General features: G+C 49.3%; 1 rRNA gene (running past one end of the window). It reads right to left on the reverse strand.

Going from position 1 to position 1,746, the window contains the following annotated elements:
- Positions 1-1,561: ribosomal RNA gene (locus PG418_RS18860) — 23S ribosomal RNA — on the reverse strand (it extends 1,454 nt beyond the left edge of the window).
- Positions 1,562-1,746: the final 185 nt, after the last annotated feature.

The following is a 1,746-nucleotide window of genomic DNA, read 5'->3' on the forward strand; positions in this document are numbered from 1 at the left end:
CAGTTCGGTATGCATCACGTCTTCGGATTGTCACGCGGATTTGCCAACGCGGCTCCTACCTCGCTTGCCGCGGGATTCCATTCCCGCTAGTGCTCTCCCTCTGCGTCCCCACAGTTCTGTTATACTGCAGTACAGGAATTTCAACCTGTTGTCCATCGGCTACGTCTTTCGACCTCACCTTAGGCCCCGACTTACCCAGAGCAGATCAGCTTTACTCTGGAAACCTTGGGTATTCGGCCGGAAGGATTCTCACCTTCCTCTCGCTACTCATTCCGGCATTCTCTCTTCTTAAAAGTCCACAGCTCCTTCCGGTACTGCTTCTTCCCTTTAAGAATGCTCCTCTACCAATTAACTACGTTAATTCCTGAGCTTCGGTAGTGTGTTTCAGCCCCGGACATTTTCGGCGCAGGACCTCTCGACCAGTGAGCTATTACGCACTCTTTTAATGTATGGCTGCTTCTAAGCCAACATCCTGGTTGTCTTTGAAATCCCACATCCTTTTCCACTTAACACACATTTTGGGACCTTAGCTGCAGGTCTGGGCTCTTTCCCTTTTGACTGCCCAACTTATCTCGTGCAGTCTGACTCCCATGAATCATCTTACTGGCATTCGGAGTTTGATATCCTTTGGTAAGCTTTGACGCCCCCGCGGGAATTCAGTGCTCTACCTCCAAAAGACTCTCATGAGGCTAGCCCTAAAGCTATTTCGAGGAGAACCAGCTATCTCCGGGTTCGATTGGAATTTCTCCCCTATCCACACCTCATCCCCACCCTTTTCAACGGATGTGGGTTCGGACCTCCATTGCCTTTTACGGCAACTTCATCCTGGACATGGATAGATCACCCGGTTTCGGGTCTACTCCATCTGACTTAACGCCCTATTAAGACTTGTTTTCACTTCGGCTCCATTCCTTAAGAACTTAACCTCGCCAGATGGCGTAACTCGCCGGACCGTTCTACAAAAAGTACGCGGTTCATCATATATAGATGTTCCACAGCTTGTAAACACAGGGTTTCAGGTTCTCTTTCACTCCCCTCCCGGGGTCCTTTTCACCTTTCCTTCACAGTACTATGCGCTATCGGTCACTAAGGAGTATTTAGCCTTACGGGGTGGTCCCCGCTCATTCCCACAAGGTTTCTCGTGTCTCGTGGTACTCTGGATCCCGCCTTGCTGACTCGTCTTTCGCTTACGGGGCTTTCACCCTCTCTGGCTGGCTTTCCCAAAACCATTCTGCTAAACTTATCAGATCAATTACGCGGTCCGAACCCCGGAATGCACGCATTCCGGTTTGGGCTCTTCCGTTTTCGCTCGCCGCTACTCACAGAATCACTTGTTGTTTTCTCTTCCTCCGGCTACTTAGATGTTTCAGTTCACCGGGTTCCCTTCCATACGTTATGGATTGGCGTATGGATGACTGGAGTCTGTCCAGCCGGGTTTCCCCATTCAGATATCTCCGGATCATCGGATATTTGCTCCTCCCCGAAGCTTTTCGCAGCTTATCACGTCTTTCATCGGCTCTTAGTGCCAAGGCATCCACCCTGCGCTCTTTCTAGCATAACCAACTCCCTTCTCCCACGGGAATGGGATCCGGTTACACATGCATAGCGTTGCATGCGTTGGTATTTCAGGTCGTTTTTTTACTTCGTTTTCTCGAAGATGTAAGTTAATCATTACCTTGCGGTGATGATCACCTCGGATGTCTTTCTCTATTTGAGAATTGATTTATTTTTGTATGCAGTTTTCAA

Source organism: Bariatricus sp. TF06-38A, from assembly GCF_027690675.1.
Taxonomy (GTDB): domain Bacteria; phylum Bacillota; class Clostridia; order Lachnospirales; family Lachnospiraceae; genus Allocoprococcus; species Allocoprococcus comes.